The 16,445-nt window shown below is 58.8% G+C and carries 16 protein-coding genes and 1 pseudogene; 11 read left to right on the top strand and 6 right to left on the bottom strand.

Annotation, left to right across the window (positions count from 1 at the left end):
• Nucleotides 1-14: 14 nt before the first annotated feature.
• The 3 genes and pseudogenes from AC13E3_RS05675 to AC13E3_RS05665 all read right to left on the bottom strand — a co-directional run bounded on the left by AC13E3_RS05675 (nucleotide 15) and on the right by AC13E3_RS05665 (nucleotide 3,752).
• A pseudogene (locus AC13E3_RS05675) lies at nucleotides 15-1,298 on the bottom strand (OmpP1/FadL family transporter).
• A gap of 239 nt (nucleotides 1,299-1,537) precedes the next feature.
• Nucleotides 1,538-2,659, bottom strand: coding sequence for a PilT/PilU family type 4a pilus ATPase (locus AC13E3_RS05670; RefSeq protein WP_482901806.1), 1,122 nt, complete (start codon nucleotides 2,657-2,659; stop codon nucleotides 1,538-1,540).
• Nucleotides 2,660-2,717: 58 nt separating this feature from the next.
• Nucleotides 2,718-3,752, bottom strand: coding sequence for a type IV pilus twitching motility protein PilT (locus AC13E3_RS05665; RefSeq protein WP_008174189.1), 1,035 nt, complete (start codon nucleotides 3,750-3,752; stop codon nucleotides 2,718-2,720).
• 140 nt (nucleotides 3,753-3,892) lie between these two features.
• Here AC13E3_RS05665 and AC13E3_RS05660 point away from each other — a divergent pair, with 140 nt between their 5' ends.
• The 10 genes from AC13E3_RS05660 (at nucleotide 3,893) to AC13E3_RS05615 (ending at nucleotide 13,027) form a co-directional block, all read left to right on the top strand.
• Nucleotides 3,893-4,597 carry a YggS family pyridoxal phosphate-dependent enzyme gene (locus AC13E3_RS05660; protein ID WP_482901805.1) on the top strand — a complete coding sequence of 235 codons (705 nt, stop codon included), beginning with the start codon at nucleotides 3,893-3,895 and terminating at the stop codon, nucleotides 4,595-4,597.
• 61 nt (nucleotides 4,598-4,658) lie between these two features.
• Complete coding sequence (gene proC, locus AC13E3_RS05655) at nucleotides 4,659-5,492, top strand: pyrroline-5-carboxylate reductase (protein ID WP_014575886.1); 834 nt, start codon at nucleotides 4,659-4,661, stop codon at nucleotides 5,490-5,492.
• Between the two features lie 22 nt (nucleotides 5,493-5,514).
• On the top strand, nucleotides 5,515-6,099 hold the full coding sequence (locus AC13E3_RS05650; protein WP_008174183.1) for a YggT family protein: 585 nt from the start codon (nucleotides 5,515-5,517) through the stop codon (nucleotides 6,097-6,099).
• A gap of 243 nt (nucleotides 6,100-6,342) precedes the next feature.
• Entirely contained in the window at nucleotides 6,343-8,307 is a 1,965-nt protein-coding gene (locus AC13E3_RS05645) for a dynamin family protein (RefSeq protein WP_008174181.1), read from the top strand.
• Nucleotides 8,308-8,513: 206 nt separating this feature from the next.
• Entirely contained in the window at nucleotides 8,514-9,662 is a 1,149-nt protein-coding gene (gene metX, locus AC13E3_RS05640; protein ID WP_482901804.1) for a homoserine O-succinyltransferase MetX, read from the top strand.
• A complete protein-coding gene (gene metW, locus AC13E3_RS05635; RefSeq protein ID WP_008174176.1) occupies nucleotides 9,659-10,258 on the top strand; it encodes a methionine biosynthesis protein MetW in 600 nt (199 codons plus the stop codon). The genes metX and metW overlap by 4 nt, the downstream gene beginning before the upstream one ends.
• A gap of 2 nt (nucleotides 10,259-10,260) precedes the next feature.
• Nucleotides 10,261-10,716 (top strand): DUF4426 domain-containing protein, encoded by a 456-nt coding sequence (locus tag AC13E3_RS05630; protein ID WP_482901803.1) that lies wholly within the window; start codon nucleotides 10,261-10,263, stop codon nucleotides 10,714-10,716.
• Between the two features lie 6 nt (nucleotides 10,717-10,722).
• The gene (gene rdgB, locus AC13E3_RS05625) at nucleotides 10,723-11,322 is read left to right on the top strand and encodes an RdgB/HAM1 family non-canonical purine NTP pyrophosphatase (RefSeq protein ID WP_482901802.1); all 600 of its coding nucleotides are present in this window, start codon (nucleotides 10,723-10,725) and stop codon (nucleotides 11,320-11,322) included.
• Nucleotides 11,323-11,327: 5 nt separating this feature from the next.
• A complete protein-coding gene (gene hemW / locus AC13E3_RS05620; RefSeq protein ID WP_482901801.1) occupies nucleotides 11,328-12,494 on the top strand; it encodes a radical SAM family heme chaperone HemW in 1,167 nt (388 codons plus the stop codon).
• The gene (locus tag AC13E3_RS05615; RefSeq protein ID WP_482901800.1) at nucleotides 12,494-13,027 is read left to right on the top strand and encodes a hypothetical protein; all 534 of its coding nucleotides are present in this window, start codon (nucleotides 12,494-12,496) and stop codon (nucleotides 13,025-13,027) included. The genes hemW and AC13E3_RS05615 overlap by 1 nt, the downstream gene beginning before the upstream one ends.
• Before the next feature lie 17 nt (nucleotides 13,028-13,044).
• Here AC13E3_RS05615 and trmB read toward each other — a convergent pair whose 3' ends face one another.
• From trmB to AC13E3_RS05600, 3 genes are all read right to left on the bottom strand, one after another.
• The gene (trmB, locus tag AC13E3_RS05610; RefSeq protein WP_008174166.1) at nucleotides 13,045-13,776 is read right to left on the bottom strand and encodes a tRNA (guanosine(46)-N7)-methyltransferase TrmB; all 732 of its coding nucleotides are present in this window, start codon (nucleotides 13,774-13,776) and stop codon (nucleotides 13,045-13,047) included.
• Between the two features lie 72 nt (nucleotides 13,777-13,848).
• Nucleotides 13,849-15,381 (bottom strand): YifB family Mg chelatase-like AAA ATPase, encoded by a 1,533-nt coding sequence (locus AC13E3_RS05605; RefSeq protein WP_273018330.1) that lies wholly within the window; start codon nucleotides 15,379-15,381, stop codon nucleotides 13,849-13,851.
• A 63-nt stretch (nucleotides 15,382-15,444) separates the two neighbouring features.
• The gene (locus tag AC13E3_RS05600) at nucleotides 15,445-15,699 is read right to left on the bottom strand and encodes an accessory factor UbiK family protein (protein ID WP_008173270.1); all 255 of its coding nucleotides are present in this window, start codon (nucleotides 15,697-15,699) and stop codon (nucleotides 15,445-15,447) included.
• A gap of 381 nt (nucleotides 15,700-16,080) precedes the next feature.
• Here AC13E3_RS05600 and glnK point away from each other — a divergent pair, with 381 nt between their 5' ends.
• Entirely contained in the window at nucleotides 16,081-16,419 is a 339-nt protein-coding gene (gene glnK / locus AC13E3_RS05595; RefSeq protein ID WP_008173268.1) for a P-II family nitrogen regulator, read from the top strand.
• Nucleotides 16,420-16,445: the final 26 nt, after the last annotated feature.

Below are 16,445 nucleotides of genomic sequence, written 5' to 3'. Positions count from 1 at the left end.
AGATTCTCCGGATTTTAGAAGGACTTGCTTACTTCGAACGCAGCGCTCCAGGCGCTCAGATCGTACTCAGCAGCGTAAAGGCTTGGATCCTCGACACCAGGCGCCAGTTGCGCGATCTCGCTCGGGTTTTCATGCTGGTAATTCCGATCGTTGACTCGTGGATCGTCCGTGAACAAGAGCGTTCCAACCGCTACGTCGACCGTCCAGCCACTTTGGGCGTCAGCCCATTGGGCACCGAGAGTCAGCCAGTGACGATCACTGGAGGGAATTCGGGCGGTAACATACTGATTCACGGGCGACTCATCCCAGGCATATCCGGCTTTAAACGCCCATTCAGGCGAAGCCTGCCAGATAGCACCAGCGTTGATCTGCCAGCTGTTTTCCCATTGTTCGGTAACATGAGAAATCACAGCGCCTTCTTGCGGCGCACCACTAACGGCACCACCAGCTTCGGTGCTGACGATATCAAGCTCCTCGAATCGGCTCCAACGAGCGTAAGTTGCTCCAGCCAGAAGAGTAACGTTATCGGTAAGGCTGTGACGAAGCCCCAGGGTCGCGCTCTCAGGAATCGCAAGAGGCACCTTGATACTCTCTGAGGCGGACAGCGTCGGCCCCATCGGGTTGGACGGATTGGTTATGCCAGAGATTTCCAGGTCACCCTCCAGCTCGAGTTCCGTACCCGTCTGAAGCGTGAGGCCAATCTGAGTAGCGCTGGTCAGCTCATAAAGAAAGCCAACACGGAACGTCATGCCAACATCGTCACCCTCTGCATCCGCATAAGGCTCCTCAAGTGCAAGCGCCGCTGTCCCTACTTGAGCACTGATGTCCTGGTAGCGGCTCAAGCGTCCTTCCGCGTATAGGACATTCAAACCAACACCCATTGACAGGCCCTGGCCATTGTTAAGAGAAACCGAGGGCGTGAATGCGATCGCCGTGAGCTCTGTCTTGTCAGCGAAAAAACGCCCTGCAAAGTCGTTATCGTAATCCGCCGCCAAACCATAGGGCGCATGGATTCCAAAACCTACATCTATCGACTCGTTGATTTCATGACTTAGATAAAAATTCGGCAGCACCGCAGGGTCTGCAATATCCCCTCCGCTACTGGCCGGGCTTACAGGCACCTAGGGATTGTTTCTGGAGGTCCGGATACTACTTTCCTTGGCCTCAGCATCAATATCCAGAACCGCAGCACCAAACGAAATATTTGTGCCCGACAACTGGCTCATACCGGCGGGGTTAAAAAGAACGGTGGTCGCATTTTCGGGGTTGGCGGCGGCACCGGCGTTAGCGGTGCCCATCGCACTGGCGCTCTGCTCATTGAGGGAGAAGCCGCCTGCCAGGGTAGAGGCAGGTGCGGCGAGCGCCGCGAGGGTGGTAAGACGTACAGCTCGTGCAAGCGTTGAGGAACGGTGGTGGATGGTATCTCCTTATTGAATCGCGCGGAGTATACGCACCACCCCTTACTGGCCTCAAATGCCATCCCTAACGGTTCGGGGCCCTAACTTTCTACGACCAACGTCTTATGCTCAGCCGGTATTCAGTCATCCTGAATGGAAAGCTTGTCGACGGAAGACGAGAGCTTGTCGGCTCCCTGGGCGTCGGCACCCAGTTTGATCATCAGGCGCAGGTCGTTAGCAGAATCAGCATGAGCCAGGGCGTCCTCATAAGTAATCGACCCTTCTGCATAGAGCTGATAAAGCGCCTGGTCAAAGGTCTGCATGCCGGATTCGTTGGATTTGGACATCAGCTCTTTCAGCCGATGCACCTCGCCCTTCCGGATGAGGTCCGATACCAGCGGGGTATTGATCAGCACCTCGATAACCGCCTTCCGGCCCTTGCCGTCCGGCGTTGGCACCAGCTGCTGGGCCACGATGGCCTTGAGGTTCAGGGAGAGGTCCATCCAGATCTGGTTATGCTGTTCCGGAGGGAAGAACTGGATAATCCGGTCCAGCGCCTGGTTCGCGTTGTTGGCGTGCAGGGTGGCCAGACACAGGTGACCGGTCTCGGCGAATTGCACGGAATATTCCATGGTCTGCCGGGTACGCACCTCACCGATCAGGATCACGTCGGGCGCCTGACGCAGCGTGTTCTTCAGCGCTACTTCGAAGCTGTCGGTGTCGATACCCACTTCACGCTGGGTAACGATACAGCCCTGGTGCTGGTGTACGAATTCGATCGGGTCTTCAATGGAAATGATGTGGCCACGGCTGTTGCGGTTCCGGTGCCCCAGCATCGCCGCCAGCGACGTAGACTTACCGGTACCGGTGGCACCCACGAACATGATCAGGCCACGCTTGGTCATGGCCAGCTCCTTGATCACTTCCGGCAACGACAGATCGTCGATTTGCGGGATCTTTACCTCGATCCGACGCAGCACCATGCCACACAGGTTACGCTGGAAGAATGCGGATACCCGGAACCGGCCAATGCCCCGGGCACTGATCGCAAAGTTACACTCGTGGGTTTCCTCAAACTCGGCGCGCTGCTTGTCATTCATCGAGCCGTAGACAAACTCCCTCGTCTGCTCCGGCGTCAACGCGTTCTTGGTGACCGGTAGAACCTTCCCGTTCACCTTCATACTCGGCGGCACACCCGCTGTAATAAACAGGTCCGAACCGCCCTTCTCCACCATCAGCCGTAACAGTTTTTCGAATTCCATTTTTGTACCCAGTCTTCTTTGTTTGGTGCCTGACTTCCAGGCACCAGGAACCTACCAGTTAAAAATTATCGGGCATCTTGGCCTTGGCCCGCGCCGCTTCACGGGAAATAAGCCCTTTCTGCAGCAGCCGCTCCAGGCACTGGTCCAACGTCTGCATGCCCAGTGAACCGCCGGTCTGGATCGACGAATACATCTGCGCGATCTTGTCTTCCCGGATCAGGTTCCGGATCGCAGACGTACCGATCATGATCTCGTGCGCCGCAATCCGGCCGCCGCCCATTTTCTTCATCAGGGTCTGGGATATAACTGCCTGCAGGGATTCTGACAGCATCGACCGCACCATGGACTTTTCCTCCGCCGGGAACACGTCGACCACACGGTCAATGGTCTTGGCGGCAGAGGTGGTGTGCAGGGTGCCGAATACAAGGTGGCCGGTCTCAGCCGCTGTCAGCGCCAGGCGGATGGTTTCCAGATCCCGGAGCTCACCAACCAGGATGATGTCGGGGTCTTCCCGCAGGGCCGAGCGCAGTGCTTCGTTGAAGCCCAGAGTATCCCGGTGCACTTCCCGCTGGTTCACCAGGCATTTCTTTGAGTCGTGTACGAATTCGATGGGGTCTTCAATGGTAAGAACGTGTTCGTAGCGGGTGTCGTTGATGTAATCGATCATCGCCGCCAGCGTGGTGGACTTACCCGAGCCCGTCGGGCCGGTCACCAGTACCAGACCACGAGGCACTGAAGACACGTCCTTGAACACCTGCCCCATACCCAGATCTTCCATGGTCAGTACTTTGGAAGGGATGGTCCGGAACACGGCGCCTGCGCCACGGTTCTGGTTAAAAGCGTTAACACGGAAACGGGCGACGCCCGGAACTTCGAAGGAGAAGTCGGTTTCCAGGAATTCCTCGTAGTCCTTACGCTGCTTGTCATTCATGATGTCGTAGATGAGCCCGTGGACTTCTTTGTGCTCCATGGGCGGCAGGTTGATGCGGCGTACATCACCATCAACACGAATCATCGGGGGCAAACCGGCAGAGAGGTGCAAGTCAGACGCACCCTGTTTCGCCGAAAAGGCAAGCAGTTCAGTAATATCCATAGGAATCCTCGGAAGGCTTTTTCTTTTATCCCGGTAGCTTCCGCCCGGCGGGGCCCCGGCGCGGTTCACTTGGCATTTCAGTGACCTGCGGGTAACGTGTCACCGTACAAGTGACAGACCGAGCGTGGCATTCTCACACTATGAGCAGCATAGCAGACAACATCGGGAGCGTAACCCGACGCATACAAAAAGCAACATTGCAGGCAGGCCGTGCGCCCGGGTCTGTGCATTTGCTCGCCGTCAGCAAAACCCGACCACCGGAAGACCTGCGGGAAGCCTTCGCTGCCGGGCAGCGGGCCTTTGGTGAGAACTACCTCCAGGAGGCCCTCGAGAAGATCGAGGCGCTTTCAGATCTCGAGGGCGTCGACTGGCATTTCATCGGGCCGATCCAGTCCAACAAGACGCGACAGATGGCCTCCGCCTTTGCCTGGGTGCACAGCGTCGACCGACTCAAGATTGCCCGTCGCCTGAGCGAACAGCGCGATCCTGCGCTGCCGCCATTGAATATCTGTCTTCAGGTCAATATTAATGAGGAAGAGAGCAAATCCGGCTGCACTCTGGATGAACTGCCGGATCTGGTGGCCGAAATCGGCGATTTGCCGAGCCTCAGCTTGCGTGGCCTGATGGCCATTCCGGATCCGGATCAGCCCGAAGCAGGGTTAAGAGCCAGTTTCCGGAAACTTGCCAATACTCTGAAACAGCTGCGGTCAGACCATCCCGACGCCGGCCCACTCGACACACTGTCGATAGGCATGTCCGGCGACCTGGAAGTCGCGATTGCGGAAGGCGCCACCTGGGTACGGGTCGGCACTGCCCTATTCGGCAAACGCCCAGTAAAGAGCTGAACCGGCCGGTTCCTGCTATGATCAGGGCCGGACGTTTAACCGATCAACCGGGGAGTTAACCTTGAGCACATCACCAACCATTTCTTTTATTGGCGCCGGCAACATGGCCAGCGCCATCATTGGCGGTATGCTGGATAACGGCTATAAGGCCGGCAATATCTGGGTCAGCGCGCCGGATGACGCGCACCTGCAGACAATCCGCAAGCGCTTTGGCGTAAGCGTCACCACAGACAACCGGTACTGCGCCCAGCAGGCTGACATGGTAGTTCTGGCGGTGAAACCCCAGGTCATGGCCGATGTCTGTCGCGACATTGCACCAGTGGTCCAGAACACTCGCCCACTGATGGTATCCATCGCCGCCGGCCTGACAGCGGATACCCTCGATGGTTGGCTTGGTGGCGGCCTGCCGATGGTCCGGGTAATGCCCAATACACCGTCCCTGGTCGGCAAAGGGGCTGCAGGCCTGTTTGCCAACAAAGAAGTGAAAGACAAGCAGAAGAAGATGGTGGAATCGGTGTTCGAAAGCATCGGGTCAGCGCTCTGGGTTGAGGACGAAAACCTGCTGCACGCGGTTACCGCTCTCTCCGGCAGCGGCCCCGCCTATTTCTTCCTGATGCTTGAGGCGCTTGAGGAAGCGGCCACCGAGGCTGGCATTGCCGCCGGAACCGCGAGGGAACTGGCTATCCAGACCATGGCGGGAGCCGCGGAAATGGCCGGTCGAAGCGAGCACGATCCCGGCCAGCTCAAGCGTAATGTGATGTCTCCTGGCGGAACTACCGAACAGGCCATCAACACGTTCGAGGAAGGTGGTATGCGCGATCTGGTAGCCAAAGCGTACAAGGCCGCCTTCAAGCGTTCGGAAGAAATGGCCAAAGAACTGGCAGGCAAACAGTAACCGATAACGGAGACACGGCTTCATGCTGGCAGATATTCTGATTACCATCCTGCTCATCGCATCCACCTTTTACCTGACCATTGTGCTGCTTCGGTTCCTGCTTCAACTGGCCAGGGCCGACTTCTACAATCCCATCACTCAATTCGTGGTCAAGGCCACCAATCCACCGCTACGCCCGCTACAGCGGGTTATTCCTGGCCTGGGCGGTTTCGATGGAGCTTCGCTGGTTCTTGCAGTCATCATTCAGGGCATCACCTTCTTCCTGATCCTGGTGGCGCTGAACGGCGGCATTCCGGCCATAAATCCGATTACGCTGCTGGTGTGGGCGGTACTGAACGTACTGGACCTGATCGTGAAGATCTATTTCTGGTCGGTAATTGCAGTGGTCGTCGTCAGTTGGATCGCGCCGGGCAGCGGCCATCCGGCCATCCAGCTGGTCGCCCAGATCACCGAGCCGGTCATGCGCCCGGTGCGCAATATCATGCCCTCCATGGGCGGCCTGGACCTGTCACCCATCATCGTTTTCCTGATTCTGAACGTGATCTCAGTGGTGATTGAACACATGAAAATGGCCGCAGGCCTCGGCTCCATCGGGCTCGGTATGTAAACGCCGTCTCAAATATACATTTTGTAACACTTAGCCACGAAATCCATCATTCCCGAGCTGCAAAGTCATGTAACTGATTTTGCAGCTTTTTTAGTGAATTTCCGGCAAGTTTGGCCATTTCTTCCACTCCGGCCCAGCCACAAACTTGGAAATAACAGGATAGTATTAACGGTAATTAATCCGTCACCCGTGAGCACCCCGTTCTGAGCGGGATACCAGGAAGTCGCGCAGAAGGAAAATCCGATGAACCAACAGGGAACTCTGTCGCAGCAGGTAGAGGCTTATCACAACTGGAAAAAAGAGCTGATCCGCCAGATCGGCAGGTACCGGCTGTGGCTGCAGGATAACAATCTGTTCTCCGACGATGTCAGCACCCGCATACGCCACGGGCTGGAGCTGCTGATTGAGGATGAACTGACCATTGCGTTTGTCGGCGAATACTCCCGCGGTAAAACCGAACTGATCAACGCCCTGTTCTTCTCCGAGTATGGCCAGCGCATGCTGCCGTCCCAGGCGGGGCGCACGACCATGTGCCCCACGGAGCTGTTCTTCGATCGCAGCGCCAATGAAAACTACCTGCTCCTGCTTCCCATCGAGACCCGAAACGGCGAACTGTCCCTGCAGCAGTTGCGCAAGCAGCCGGAACGCTGGGTCAAACATGAGCTGGATGAGCGCGACCCTGAGATCATGCGGGAGGTGCTTGCCGAGGTTGCCCGCGTCAAGAGTGTGCCACCTGAGGAGGCTCGCGCACTCGGCTTCGACGAAGGCATGCTCGAGAATGATCGCAACAACCCGGGCAATGTACTCGTACCTGCCTGGCGGAACGCACAGATCAGCATCCGCCACCCCCTGTTCGAGCGCGGCCTGCGGATCCTCGATACGCCGGGCCTGAATGCTCTTGGCTCCGAGCCGGAGCTGACGATCAGCATGCTGCCCCGCGCCCATGCGGTGATCTTTGTGCTGAGTGCCGACACCGGTGTGACTGCCAGCGACATGACCATCTGGAAAGAGCACATCGACACCCAGCACGCCGATCATCGCGCCGGCCGCTTTGCCGTGCTGAACAAGATCGACGTGCTCTGGGATGACCTCCAGGGCGAGCGCCACACTAACGAGGCGATTGAGCGGGTGCGCGGTTATACGGCCGACCACCTGGGCATGCGCCAGCACGATGTCATCCCGGTTTCTGCCAAGCAGGGGCTGGTCGCAAGGGTGAAGAAAGACAACGACCTGTTCGACCGTTCCAATATCAATCAGCTTGAGCAGCTGATTATCCAGCGCATCCTCATGCACAAGGAACAGCTGATCACCCAGAGTCTGATCAACGACCTGCTGGGCATGCTCCAGAACAGCCAGGCAGCAATGCAGTACCGCCTCGAATCCCTGGAGGAAGAGCTTCAGGCGTGCGCGGGCGTTACCATGGACAAGGCAGCGCTGGGCCGCCTCGCAGAACGCGCCCAGAAAGACTACGACTTTTACTACAAGAAGCTGATCACCCTGCGCTCCAGCCGTCGCCTCATGGACTCCCAGGGCGACCTGTTGAAGAAGCTGGTGAGCGAAGACCGCTTCGAAGCCCATGCGGAACATGTACGTACCAGTATGTCGAAGAGCTGGACCACTGCGGGGATGAACCGCGCCATGGATCAGTTTTTCGAACTGCTCGAAAGCGACTTGACCAACCTTCTGAGCGAAGGGCACCTGGCCGAAAAAATGGTGGGCGCGATTTACCGTCGCTATAACGAAGACAACCGGGCACGTCACCTTGAGCCCATCCCGCTGCGGGCCGGGCGCCATGTTATTGCCATCCGCGAGTTGCGCAAAAAAGCGAGACGCTTCCGCATCAGTCCGAAGAACCTGCTCACCGAGCAGTCGGTCCTGGTTCGCCGTTTTTTCAATGTCATGGTGGGCGAAGCCCGCACACTGCATGCCCGTGTACGCCAGGACGTTGAGCGCTGGCCATCGGAAGCCCTGCTACCGATCATGCAGTATTCCATGGAGCAGAAGCAGCTTCTGGAGCACCAGATCCGGCGCCTTCGCGATATGGTCCGCAACGACAAGGACAGCCGCACCGAGCGCCTGCGCCTGACCAACACCATTGCCGACCTGCGCAGGCAACTGGAACTGGCCGACGCGATGCAGCGCCAGATCCGCAAACCGGCCCCCACCCTGATCCAGCAAAAAGTGGTGAACATCTCCGGCGCTGTGTAGTGTCCCGTCTGGCTCATGCCGAGCCCTTCGGCTTTTCAGAAGCTCAGTAGGTTAAGGCATGAGCCAGACGGGACACTAAGCCCCGCAAGCGCGACCATTCAGGCGGTTGCAGCCATCACGCCCCGGCTTTAAACTGCTGGCCTGGCGATGGCTTTGTCATTGCTTTTCCAGACACTTACGGATCGAACCAGGAACCATTCGCGCCGATGCCTGATACCCTGCCTGCGGATTCTGTCGGGATTGTCTCCCCGCAGACCTATCATTTCGACGCTCCCATCGATCTGGCCTGCGGCCAGTCCCTGGAAAACTATGACCTGGTGGTGGAAACCTACGGCACCCTGAATGCCGACGCCAGCAATGCCGTTCTTATCTGCCATGCCTTAAGCGGCCATCACCATGCGGCCGGCTACCACTCTGCCGAGGACCGCAAACCCGGCTGGTGGGACAGCTGTATCGGCCCCGGGAAACCCATCGATACCGATCGTTTTTTTGTTGTCAGCCTGAACAATCTGGGGGGCTGCCACGGCAGCACCGGCCCCAACAGCATCAATCCCGAAACCGGAAAGCCGTTTGGCCCGGAGTTTCCGGTTATCACCGTGGGCGACTGGGTCAAGAGTCAGGCGCTGCTGGCAGATCGGCTCGGCATTCAATGCTGGGCGGCCGTTGTTGGCGGTTCCCTCGGCGGCATGCAGGCCCTGCAGTGGAGCCTGGACTACCCCGATCGCCTGCGGCATGCGGTGGTGATTGCGTCCACTCCGCGATTGACCGCCCAGAATATTGCCTTCAATGAAGTGGCACGCCAGGCAATAACCTCTGATCGGGAGTTTCACGACGGGCGCTATTACGACTTTGATACGGTTCCCAGGCGTGGTCTTATGCTGGCGCGGATGGTTGGCCATATCACGTATCTGTCTGATGCCTCCATGGGCGAGAAATTTGGCCGCGAACTCCGTGACCAGGCTTACAAGTTTGGTTATGACGCGGAGTTCCAGGTCGAGAGCTACCTCCGCTATCAGGGCGAACGCTTTTCCGAATCGTTTGACGCCAACACCTACCTGTTGATGACCCGTGCCCTGGACTACTTTGATCCGGCCTACGAGTTTGGCGGCGACCTCTCGAAAGCACTGGCAGCGGCCAGTTGCGAATACCTGGTGTTGTCATTTAGCACCGACTGGCGCTTCACGCCGGCCCGCTCGGAAGAAATGGTCAATGCCATGATTGGCGCGCGCAGAAAGGTCAGCTACGCCGAGGTGGACGCACCCTGGGGACACGACGCGTTTCTGATTCCGACCCCGCGGTACACTGACATCTTTAAGGCCTACATGGACCGGGTAGCACGGGAGGTCGGCGCATGAGACCGGATCTCGAAATCATCCAGCAGTGGGTTCAGCCCGGCCACCATGTTCTGGACCTGGGCTGTGGCGACGGCACTCTGCTTGATTTCCTTCAGCGGGAACGGGGTGCCAGTGGCTTCGGCCTGGAGATAAACCCGGACCACATCACCGCCTGCATGGGCCGCGGAGTGGCGGTTATCGAACAGAACCTGGACACGCAGGGGCTGGGGAACTTTGAAGATGGCAGTTTCGATATTGTTCTGATGACCCAGGCGCTTCAGGCGGTCCGGCGTCCTGACAGGGTACTGGATGAAATGCTGCGGGTTGGCAGCGAAGGCATCGTGACCTTCCCCAACTTTGCCCATTGGCGATTGCGCTGGGGACTGACTTTGAGCGGTCGTATGCCCGAATCCGAGGCACTGCCGTATAAATGGTATAACACGCCCAACATAAGGTTGTGTACCTTCAAGGATTTTGAGGCACTGTGCCGTCAGAAAGGCATCAGAATCAAAAGCCGCCGGGTGGTTGACGGCCAGCACCAGAACAGCTGGCTGGCCCGTCTCTGGCCGAACTTGTTGGGCGAAATTGCCATTTACCGAATCACACGGGAGACCTAGCAATGATCGCAAACACCTTTTCCACATTCCGTACGCTGCTGGCAATCACGCTGATTGGCCTGTTCAGCCTGCAGGCACAGGCCGGCTCCAAGGATTTCGGAGACTACAAGGTACTCTGGAGTGTCCTGCCCAGCACCTTCCTGGCTCCGGAAGTCGCCCAGGCCAATAATCTTCAACGGAGCAAGGGCATAGGCATCGTCAATATCTCCATCATGGAGGAAAACGACGATGGCTCAATGTCCCCGGTGAGCGGCCAGGTGGAAGGCAAGGTAACCAACGATGTCCAGCAGGTGCGCTTCCTGGCGTTCCGCCGCATCCAGGAGGGCGACTCCGTGTACTTTATTGCCGAGTATCAGTATTCCTCCGGCGAACTGATGACTTTCAATATTACCGCACGCCCTACCGGACACCAGCAGGACCTGGCGGTACGGTTTGCTCACACACTGTTCAGCGATTAAGCCTCTATGACCAACCGACTTGTCATCGCCAGCAATAACAGGGGCAAAATCGCCGAGTTGACCGAGCTCCTGGCACCTCTTGGCATGACGCCGATTGCCCAGGGCGATCTGGGCGTCGTTGAAGCCGAGGAGCCGGCGGTTACCTTTGTAGAAAACGCGATTCTCAAGGCGCGCCACGCGGCCCGGGAAACCGGGCTGCCAGCACTCGCTGACGACAGTGGTCTGGCGGTGGACGCGCTTGAGGGCCTTCCGGGCGTGCGCTCTGCCCGCTTTGCCGGCGATGATGCAACCGATCAGGACAATGTGGACGCGCTGCTCGACGCCATGGCGGGCGTGCCGGACGGGCAACGGGGCGCCCAGTTTCACTGTGTGCTGGTATACCTGCGCCATGCCGAAGACCCGACCCCGATCATCTGCCATGGCCGCTGGCCGGGCTCGATCCTCAGATCCCCTCAGGGCGATGGCGGCTTCGGTTATGACCCGGTGTTCCTGGCACCAGAGCACGGCTGCAGTGCGGCGGAACTGTCCCGCGCCGAAAAGGGCAGCATCAGCCACCGCGGACGCGCCCTGAAGATTCTGCTGGATCAGCTGAAGGCCGGGGCCTGAAACAGTTGAGTAATACCAGCCCCGGGGACGATCAGCAGCCAACGGCGGTCAGGCCGCCGTTGAGCCTCTATATTCACGTACCCTGGTGCGTGCGGAAGTGCCCCTACTGTGACTTCAACTCCCACGCTTTCACCGGGACAATCCCGGAATCCGCCTATCTGCAGGCTCTGCTCGAAGATCTCGACCAGGACCTGGCCTTTGCCACCGATCGACCAATAGAGACCGTGTTCATCGGAGGCGGCACTCCGTCCCTGATGAGCGGCGACTTCTACGATCGCCTGTTCAGGGAACTGCGGGCACGCCTTGCCTTCGCCACAAATGCCGAAATTACCCTGGAAGCCAACCCCGGCACGCTCGAAGCCGGCCGGTTCGACGCGTTCCGGGCAGCGGGCATCAACCGTCTGTCCATCGGGGTCCAGAGTTTCAATCCCGACCATCTCAAAACGCTGGGGCGCATTCACGATGCCGATGCCGCCCACCGGGCCATACGCGCCGCTCGCCGTGCCGGGTTCGATAACTTCAATATCGATCTGATGCACGGTCTGCCGGGCCAGACGCCCGGGCAGGCACTTGAGGACATCCAGACTGCCCTGGACTACAAACCACCGCATCTCTCCTGGTACCAGCTGACCCTCGAGCCCAATACCGAGTTTTACAGCCGTCCGCCAGAACTGCCCGACGACGATCATCTCTGGGACATCTATCGCCGGGGTTCCGATTACCTGCACCAACACGGCTACGAGGATTACGAAGTCTCGGCCTGGAGCCTCCAGGGAAGGGCCTCCCGTCACAATCTGAACTACTGGACGTTCGGGGACTACCTGGCCCTCGGGGCTGGGGCCCACGGCAAGATCAGCCTGGTGGACGGGGGTATCAGGCGATACTGGAAGACCCGGCAGCCGGACGCTTACCTGAACCGGATCGGCAGCCGAACGGCCGGTTCTGATGCGATTGCCGTGGACGATCTGCCGCTGGAATTCCTGATGAACGCCCTCAGACTGAAAGAAGGAGTGGATGAAAGCCTTTTTTCTGAACGAACGGGTTTACCCCTGACAACAGTTGGAGTAAAACTTGAACAACTGCGGAATGAAAAGCTGCTGGTAAGCGATCGACTCCAGGCAACCGACCTGGGCCAGAGATACCTTAACAGCCTGTTGGAGCGTTTTCTGTAATGGACCCTGCACACGGAGTGGCAGCATTTCCCAAAAGCCTGAAAGCCAGCCTGGTCGTGGCTGCCGTGCTGCTGTTCGCTCTGCTTATGGTCAACCAGCCTCTGCAGACGGCATCAGCACCCCAGGGTATCGTGAGCTATCAGCTGGCCGGGACTGCCGATCAGGCCCACGCCATTTTTCGCAGCTGGGGAAGCGAAGGGGTTGCCTGGGCGAAGGTTTCGCTGTGGCTGGACTTCCTGTTCATTCCTGCCTACATGCTGGCCCTGATTCATCTTACCCGGCACTTTACCCGTGATCGCCCCGGCATTCGCGAGCGGGTGGGTGCCCGTTGGGTACGGGCCCTGTTCGCAACGGCCGGCCTGAGCGATGGCGCAGAGAACATCCTGTTACTGAATAATTTCAATCCGCCCACCGATGAAGTGAGCCTGTCTGCAACCCTGTGCGCACTCATCAAATTCACGGCGCTCACGCTCGGCATCGCCGGGCTGGTCATCATCCGGGCGTCACGGCGCCACCCGCTCGCGCATCACTGACCCCCGATCAACGCCTCTTAATTGGTGCGATAGAACAACAGGTCCCAGACACCGTGACCGAGGGTTTCGCCCCGCTTCTCAAACTTGGTAATTGGACGGTCGTCAGGGCGCGGTGAATAGCCACCGGTCTCCTGGGTGTTGGCAAAGCCCTCGGACTCGCTCATCACCTCGAGCATATGCTCGGCATAATTCTCCCAGTCGGTCGCCAGGTGCAGAATGCCGCCTACCCTCAACTTGTGACGAACCCGCTGGACAAACTCGTGCTGGATCAGCCGGCGCTTGTGATGCTTTTTCTTGTGCCAGGGATCGGGGAAGAACACCATCACGCGATCCAGGCACGCATCCGGAAGGCAGAGGTCAATCACATCGTTGGCATCAATACTGTAAATCCGGACGTTTTCCAGGCCACGGTCCTCGATCTCCTTGAGCAACGCGCCAACACCGGGCTGATGAACTTCAACCCCGATAAAATCCTGTTCGGGAGCGGCCTCAGCCATGTCGGCCAGGGACCGCCCCATACCAAAACCGATTTCCAGGTTCAGCATGTTGTCGCGGCCGAACACTTCCCTGGGATCAATCATTCCGTCCTCACGGGTCAGCCCGTACTTCGGCCAGCTCCGCTCGAACGCCTTTTTCTGGCCTTCCGTCATCCGGCCCTGGCGCAAAACAAAGCTGCGCACACCGCGACGGGTGGTGACCGGCGAATCGGCGGCCTCTTTGGGATCTTGCGGTTCTTTATGGTCTGTCATCTGCAATCCTTAACCGCAGGCAGCGGGTCATGGTTAACGGGATTTGCCAACAGTTTACCAGAGTGTTGTCGCTCAGGCGGAGACCACCGAGTTGCGGCCCTGCTGTCGGTCCAGCTGCCGGTAACCCAGAGCCTCAACCAGATGGCTCTGTCGTAGCTCCTCGCTGCCTTCAAGATCGGCAAGCGTTCGGGCAACTCGCAATATGCGGTGCAGTGCACGGGCCGAAAGCCCCAGCTTTTCCATGGCACCGGTGAGCAACTGCTCGCCCTGGCGATCCAGCCGGCACGCAGCCTGCAACGCACGCCCGGACAAGGCCGCATTCAGGCAACCCCGCTCTGATTGCCGGGCTCTGGCAATCAGGACACGCTCCCGGACGGTGGCGCTGGTTTCGCCATCCCCGCCCGACTGCATCAATACGTCGCCACCCTGCACAGGCACCTCCACATGCAGATCAAACCTGTCCAGAAGGGGGCCGGAAATTTTCGACCGGTAACGGGTAACCTGTTGCGGCGTACACTGACACTCGATGGTGGGATGACCACTGTAGCCACAGGGGCAGGGATTCATTGCAGCCACGACCTGAAATCGCGCCGGAAAATTCACCTGCCGTGCTGCCCGGCTGATCGAGATTTCGCCGGTTTCCATCGGCTCACGCAGGACCTCCAGCACCCGGCGTTCAAACTCTGGCAACTCGTCGAGAAACAGTACGCCCCGGTGAGCCAGTGAGATTTCTCCGGGCCTGGGGCTGCTGCCGCCGCCCACCAGGGCCACCGCTGAAGCGGTATGATGGGGCGCCCGGAAAGGCGGCTGGCGCCAGCCCCCGGCCCGAATCGGCAGCCCGGCCACCGAATGCACGCTGGCGACTTCCATGGCGGAGCCATCATCCAGCCCCGGAAGAATGCCGGGCAAACGACTGGCCAGCATACTCTTGCCGGTTCCCGGTGGGCCGAAGAACAGCAGATTGTGGCTGCCTGCCGCAGCCACTTCCAGTGCACGGCGGGGAACTCGCTGACCACGGACATCCGACAGGTCCGGCACTTCCCTGTTGCTGCCCGGCGCCTGTTCCAGCGAGGACCTGGGCACCGGCACCAGGCGGGCGCGGCCACTCAGGTGCTCGCACACGGCCAGCAGGTGGCCGGAAGCCAGAACGTCACCCTGGCTGGCCAGGGCCGCCTCCTCGGCATTGCCCTGGGGAACCAGCAGGTTTCGTTGCTCCTGCCGGGCGGCTAATACCGCCGGCAGCACGCCTTTAAGCGGCCTCAATGCACCATCAAGGGACAATTCGCCGAGAAATTCGCAGTCCGAAAGGCTCTCGGCCGGAATCTGGCCCGAGGCCGCCAGAATGCCCAGGGCAATAGGCAGATCAAAGCGACCACCCTCTTTGGGCAAGTCGGCAGGGGCAAGATTAATGGTGATTCTCCGGGCGGGGAACTCGAACCCGGCGTTCAGAAGGGCACTGCGAACACGCTCTTTGCTCTCCCTTACACCGGTTTCCGGCAGCCCCACAATCGAGAGCGCAGGCAAGCCGCCTGAGAGATGGACTTCAACGGTAACGGCGGGCGCCGACACGCCAATGGTGGCGCGGGAATGAACGATAGCAAGCATGACAACCTTCCATGGTAATGACCGGAACTGCTTGCCCGGCGTCCTGCCGGGCGTGTCCGTGGTTTACTGTTTTGGCAGGGAATTTTCCAGTTCGGCTACCCGCTTCTCGAGTGCGTCCACCTTTTCACGGGTCTTCAGCAGGACCGCCTGCTGGGCGTCGAACTCTTCCCTCGTTACCAACTCCAGGCGGGACAGGACGGACATCACGGTGGCCCGGGCCTGGGTTTCAAAATCTTCCCGTGCAGCGCGGGCCATGTCCGGTACAAACTGGCCAAACTGGCCCTGCAGCTGAGCAAAAATATCCTGTGGACCTTTCACACATCACCTCACACATTTCTGAAATATCCGGCTTCGACTAAAAGAGAGGGCCTGTTACCGGTTTGCAGGAGTGTATCACACCGCAGCCCCTGCCATACTGTAGGCGGTCGGCCCTATAATAGCGGTCGAACGGTCAGGCAGCCCGCTCCAATTTGGCTCACTGGCCGGCTACCCGCTTCATTTTGGTGCACAACTTTGCGCCATTCTGGTACGCGGATATCGTAGCCTGTTGTTTTAAATATATTTTTTTGCGTTGGCATACCCGATGCTAAAGCTCTCGTACGCAATCCGCACGATTGGTGTGCGAGGTGGCAGCATCCCGAGCTCAACAACCGGCCGACGGGCCCTCACTGTTGAGACGGCTTTACCAAGGAGAAAGCAATGAAACTTGTGACAGCGATCATCAAGCCTTTCAAATTGGACGATGTCCGTGAGGCATTATCCGAGATTGGCGTTCAAGGCGTAACCGTCACTGAAGTCAAAGGCTTCGGTCGGCAAAAAGGCCACACAGAACTCTATCGTGGCGCGGAATACGTGGTGGATTTCCTGCCCAAGGTGAAGGTGGAAGTTGCTATCGGCGACAACCTTCTGGACCAAGTTATCGAGTCCATCACCAAGGCGGCCAACACCGGCAAGATCGGTGACGGCAAGATCTTCGTGACTGAACTGGCTCAAGCCATCCGGATCCGGACTGGCGAAACCGGCGAAGAAGCGGTCTGAACCAGCTCTGATTTTTCGATCAGCCA

The organism is Marinobacter sp. L-80, from assembly GCF_056859395.1.
Note: the sequence above shows the minus strand (reverse complement) of the source record. Positions and strands in the feature narration are given on the sequence as shown.

Bases quoted from the DNA above. Each gene is read 5' to 3' on its own strand.
- metW (WP_008174176.1), top strand. From the start codon at position 9,659: ATGAGACCGGATCTCGAAATCATCCAGCAGTGGGTTCAGCCCGGCCAC.
- AC13E3_RS05630 (WP_482901803.1), top strand. From the start codon at position 10,261: ATGATCGCAAACACCTTTTCCACATTCCGTACGCTGCTGGCAATCACG.
- glnK (WP_008173268.1), top strand. From the start codon at position 16,081: ATGAAACTTGTGACAGCGATCATCAAGCCTTTCAAATTGGACGATGTC.
- AC13E3_RS05665 (WP_008174189.1), bottom strand. From the start codon at position 3,752: ATGGATATTACTGAACTGCTTGCCTTTTCGGCGAAACAGGGTGCGTCT.
- metX (WP_482901804.1), top strand. From the start codon at position 8,514: ATGCCTGATACCCTGCCTGCGGATTCTGTCGGGATTGTCTCCCCGCAG.
- AC13E3_RS05645 (WP_008174181.1), top strand. From the start codon at position 6,343: ATGAACCAACAGGGAACTCTGTCGCAGCAGGTAGAGGCTTATCACAAC.
- AC13E3_RS05605 (WP_273018330.1), bottom strand. From the start codon at position 15,381: ATGCTTGCTATCGTTCATTCCCGCGCCACCATTGGCGTGTCGGCGCCC.
- rdgB (WP_482901802.1), top strand. From the start codon at position 10,723: ATGACCAACCGACTTGTCATCGCCAGCAATAACAGGGGCAAAATCGCC.
- AC13E3_RS05660 (WP_482901805.1), top strand. From the start codon at position 3,893: ATGAGCAGCATAGCAGACAACATCGGGAGCGTAACCCGACGCATACAA.
- trmB (WP_008174166.1), bottom strand. From the start codon at position 13,776: ATGACAGACCATAAAGAACCGCAAGATCCCAAAGAGGCCGCCGATTCG.
- AC13E3_RS05615 (WP_482901800.1), top strand. From the start codon at position 12,494: ATGGACCCTGCACACGGAGTGGCAGCATTTCCCAAAAGCCTGAAAGCC.
- AC13E3_RS05650 (WP_008174183.1), top strand. From the start codon at position 5,515: ATGCTGGCAGATATTCTGATTACCATCCTGCTCATCGCATCCACCTTT.
- AC13E3_RS05670 (WP_482901806.1), bottom strand. From the start codon at position 2,659: ATGGAATTCGAAAAACTGTTACGGCTGATGGTGGAGAAGGGCGGTTCG.